Origin of the sequence: Pseudorhodobacter sp. (assembly GCF_030452865.1) — a bacterium.
Taxonomy (GTDB): Bacteria; Pseudomonadota; Alphaproteobacteria; order Rhodobacterales; family Rhodobacteraceae; genus Pseudorhodobacter.
Map to the genome: position 1 here is coordinate 1 of NZ_JAKDLJ010000368.1, position 3552 is coordinate 3552.

The following is a 3552-nucleotide window of genomic DNA, read 5'->3' on the forward strand; positions in this document are numbered from 1 at the left end:
GCGCTACAACGGATGGAACTTGACCCCCTGCGCCAACGAACTGCCACACGGCTGTCTGGGGGGGAACAGGCACGGGTATTGCTCGCGCGCGCACTGGCGCAGGAATCGCCGTTGCTGATGGCCGATGAACCGATTGCAGGGCTGGACCCGGCGCATCAGATCGCCACCATGCGTTGTTTCAGTGAACTCGCGGCAGAGGGGCGCTCCATCCTCGTCTCACTGCACGACCTTGGACTTGCCGCGCGCTATTGTACTCGGTTGGTGGTGTTGGCGAAGGGCCGGATCGTCGCTGATGGCAATCCGCAGGATGTGCTGACCCCTCAGCTTTTGCGCGATGCCTTTGGTGTGACCGCATGGTTCGAACAAACACCCGACGGACCGGTGTTTCAGCCTCTGGAGGTGGTGTGATGGTCACTGTCTCCCTTGCGCGTCCATGGTTGGAATTTGATCTTGGCGCGGAAATGCGGGTGCTGAGTTGGGCTGTCAACCGCCCCGGCTTTGCGATGACCCGCCGGATCAGATGGCGCGAAGTGCGCAACGCGGATTTGCCCAAGACTTTGGATGTCGGCGACTGGCTGGATGACGAACTGGCTGCCGTGAACGCCAGCGATGCCGTGGCCTTCCTGACGTCAGCCAATATCACGCGATTCACCACCGCGACCGTCAAGGTCGGGCGGTGCACAGCGCAATGCGTGGCAACGGTGGGGTTGTCGAATGCCGAACGGGTCGGGCAGCGGATGGCGCGCGCCAAAGGTGATTGCGGGACAATCAACATCGCCGTGCGACTTAATTGTGGGCTGACGCGCCCGGCATTGATCGAAGCGTTGAGCATCGCAACCCAAGCGCGAACCGCTGCGGTGATGGAGGTTGATCTGACTCTTGCCACCGGGCGCGCGACGGGCACGGGGACGGACTGCATTGCCATTGCCGCCCGCCCCGGACCCGCGCTTTATGCCGGACTGGATACTGATATCGGCGAAGCGCTGGGGGCAGCCGTTTACCGTGCCACCCTGAAAGGCGCACGCGAATGGAAGGCTGATCGGGTTTTCGTGAATGAGGTGTCAAACAATGACAAATCCGCCTGAAACGCGCCAAGCGGGTGTGCCGCACGGACGACGGTATGATCGACCGTGGCTCCGTCGCTGCGTTGTGGCGTTCGATCGCCCCGACATGACGGCCGCCGCTGACGCCACCACCCCGGAGGAGTGACCATGACATTCAACATTGCGGCTTTGCGCGCGTTTCTTGACACTGGCGGTCCTGCTCTTTGGGCGATTGCGGGTCTGTCGGTGGTGACGCTGGCCATCATCCTGTGGAAACTCTGGGGGGTGACAAGGCAGGGCGTCTGGTCGCCGAACGCGGCGGAGCGGATGCTGGCGCGCAATGACGCAAGCGCCCTGCCGCCGAGCGGAGCTGGCCTGTATTTGCGGTTTGCAACTGGTGTGATTGCCGTACTCGCCCTACCCCCGAATGAGGCGCGTGAGGAAACGGCGCGGCTGGCGCAGCAGGAGCTTGGCAAGCTGCGCAGCGGGTTGCGCGCGCTGGAGCTTATCGTGACGATTGCACCGCTGATTGGTCTTTTGGGCACGGTTCTGGGCATGATCGAGGCGTTTCGGACACTTCAGGAAAGCGGTGGCCAAGGTGACCCCTCGCTGCTGGCCGGTGGCATATGGGAGGCACTTTTGACCACGGCCGCCGGTATGGCAGTGGCGATCCCCGCCGCTGTTGCCTTGAGTTGGTTTGAAAGCATCGCGGAACGGGCGCAGACCCGGATGGAAGATATCGCGACCCGCATTTTCATCCGCGCCGCCCGATCGAAGGGGCAAGAGTGATGTTCAGTTTCGGCCCCCATCGAAAACCCCGACGTCCGAGCCTGACACCGATGATCGACGTGGTATTCCTTCTGCTGGTGTTCTTCATGCTTGCCTCGCAGTTCGGCCATGACAAGGCACTGGCTTTGACCGCCGCAGGGGCAGGCGCGGGATATGACGGACCGCCGCGACTGGTGGATATTAGCCCTGACACGCTTGCCTTGAACGGCCTTGCGGTGGCGTTGGGGGATATTGCTGGTCAGCTTGCGGGCCTGATGGATGACCCGCAGGATATCGTGATCCTGCGGCCACGGGATGGCGCACGTTTGCAGCGTCTGATTGACGTAGCGGAGACCCTCAGAAGCGCAGGCATTGCGCATCTTGCCGTGGTGGAGTGAGCGATGCGTTTCGCCAAACATCCACGCCGCCCGTTGCCGGAATCGGTGGTTCCGATGATCAACGTGGTGTTTCTGCTGCTGATCTTCTTTCTGATGTCGGCCCGACTTGCCCCGGCGCCGTCGCTTGATGTGCAACTGCCCTCGGCCATATCAGACGGCAAGACAGAGGAGAAGGTGGTGATGTACCTCGGCGCGGACGGTGACCCGGCGATAGGGCAAGCGCGGGGTGAGGCGGTCTGGCAGGCGCTTGCGTCCCTGCCCTCAGGTGGGAAGCTGACGCTGCGGGCAGATGCCGACGTTTCGGCTGTCGATGTGGCGAAAACCCTTGCGCGTCTGGCCGGACTGGGAATTTCAGAGGTTGAACTGGCGGTGCGTCCACGATGAAATCATGGGTGGAATTCTGCGGTTTTCTGGGCATCGCCCTAGGCGCGCATCTGCTGATCTGGCAGGGCAGCAGCGCCTCGGGGTTGATTGGGTCTGCCGAACTTCCTGCGTCTGGCGCCGTCGCGCTTGCTGGTGCGAATGAGGCGATGCAGGATTTGGTCGCCGACTGGAACAGCGCGCCAGAGGTTGTGGAGGCAACGCCTGATCTGCAGCCGGAGGGCGCGAAGGACGCCGAAGCAAACGCGCTCCTGCCGACTGCGGCGGTCCCCCCGACACCTTTCGCGCCGTCGGCTTTGCCCGTTCCGGATACCGAGAAGCCGTTGGTCACCGATACCGCTCCGCCGCCGCCATTGCCAGAGACGACGAGGGCGAAACAGGAAATTCCAAGGCCCGCGTCCAAACCCGCCAAAGCGACCACCAGGTCCGGGAAGCCGAAAGCCAGCGCCAGTACCCAGCGCGCCAAAAGCAAAACCGGTGGTCAGGCAGCGGGAAATAGTGGCGCCGGAGGGACAGCGCCAACCAAAGCCAATGCCGATCAGATGGCACGTTGGGGAGGGGCGATCCGCAGCAGCATTGAACGGCGCAAACGTTACCCTGCTGGCAGCCGGGCCAAAGGGACGGTTTCGCTTGCGATCTCGGTGACATCGGGCGGCGCGCTTTCCGGACTTGCGATTGCGCGTTCCTCGGGCGATGCGGCGCTGGACCGTGCGGCGCTCGACGCGGTGAAACGCGCCCGCCTGCCGAAAGCGCCCGGCGGCATTCCGGCAGGCACACATCGTTTTACGCTATCCATTGCCTTTGCGCGGTAAAGTGTGAGAATTGCAGATCGGGCGCGTGTTCGGGGAACTCCCGCCCGTTCACCAATGCCAGAACAGCAGCCACCACGCACAAAGCGGCGCGACAAGGGACAGACAGCCCAGCGACGTACTCAACCCTCGTCGCCAGGAGCGGGCATATTT

Annotated in this window: 6 protein-coding genes; all 6 read left to right on the forward strand. The window is 63.0% G+C overall.

Annotated elements, in window-relative coordinates; translation table 11 throughout:
• Positions 1-408 (forward strand): ABC transporter ATP-binding protein (locus L0H65_RS16430; protein WP_301460268.1); only part of this gene is annotated, 408 nt, incomplete at its 5' end.
• Positions 408-1085 carry an adenosylcobinamide amidohydrolase gene (locus L0H65_RS16435; protein WP_301460269.1) on the forward strand — a complete coding sequence of 226 codons (678 nt, stop codon included), beginning with the start codon at positions 408-410 and terminating at the stop codon, positions 1083-1085. The genes L0H65_RS16430 and L0H65_RS16435, both read left to right, overlap by 1 nt.
• Positions 1086-1211: 126 nt before the next feature.
• Positions 1212-1832 carry a MotA/TolQ/ExbB proton channel family protein gene (locus L0H65_RS16440; RefSeq protein ID WP_301460270.1) on the forward strand — a complete coding sequence of 207 codons (621 nt, stop codon included), beginning with the start codon at positions 1212-1214 and terminating at the stop codon, positions 1830-1832.
• Positions 1832-2209: a biopolymer transporter ExbD gene (locus L0H65_RS16445; RefSeq protein ID WP_301460271.1), complete on the forward strand. Its 378-nt coding sequence runs from the start codon at positions 1832-1834 to the stop codon at positions 2207-2209. Before L0H65_RS16440 ends, L0H65_RS16445 begins: the two co-directional genes overlap by 1 nt.
• A 3-nt stretch (positions 2210-2212) precedes the next feature.
• On the forward strand, positions 2213-2593 hold the full coding sequence (locus L0H65_RS16450; RefSeq protein WP_301460272.1) for a biopolymer transporter ExbD: 381 nt from the start codon (positions 2213-2215) through the stop codon (positions 2591-2593).
• Positions 2590-3402: a TonB family protein gene (locus L0H65_RS16455; protein WP_301460273.1), complete on the forward strand. Its 813-nt coding sequence runs from the start codon at positions 2590-2592 to the stop codon at positions 3400-3402. The genes L0H65_RS16450 and L0H65_RS16455 overlap by 4 nt, the downstream gene beginning before the upstream one ends.
• The last annotated feature ends 150 nt before the right edge of the window (positions 3403-3552 follow it).

Bases quoted from the DNA above. Each gene is read 5' to 3' on its own strand.
- L0H65_RS16455 (WP_301460273.1), top strand. From the start codon at position 2,590: ATGAAATCATGGGTGGAATTCTGCGGTTTTCTGGGCATCGCCCTAGGC.
- L0H65_RS16435 (WP_301460269.1), top strand. From the start codon at position 408: ATGGTCACTGTCTCCCTTGCGCGTCCATGGTTGGAATTTGATCTTGGC.
- L0H65_RS16450 (WP_301460272.1), top strand. From the start codon at position 2,213: ATGCGTTTCGCCAAACATCCACGCCGCCCGTTGCCGGAATCGGTGGTT.
- L0H65_RS16440 (WP_301460270.1), top strand. From the start codon at position 1,212: ATGACATTCAACATTGCGGCTTTGCGCGCGTTTCTTGACACTGGCGGT.
- L0H65_RS16445 (WP_301460271.1), top strand. From the start codon at position 1,832: ATGTTCAGTTTCGGCCCCCATCGAAAACCCCGACGTCCGAGCCTGACA.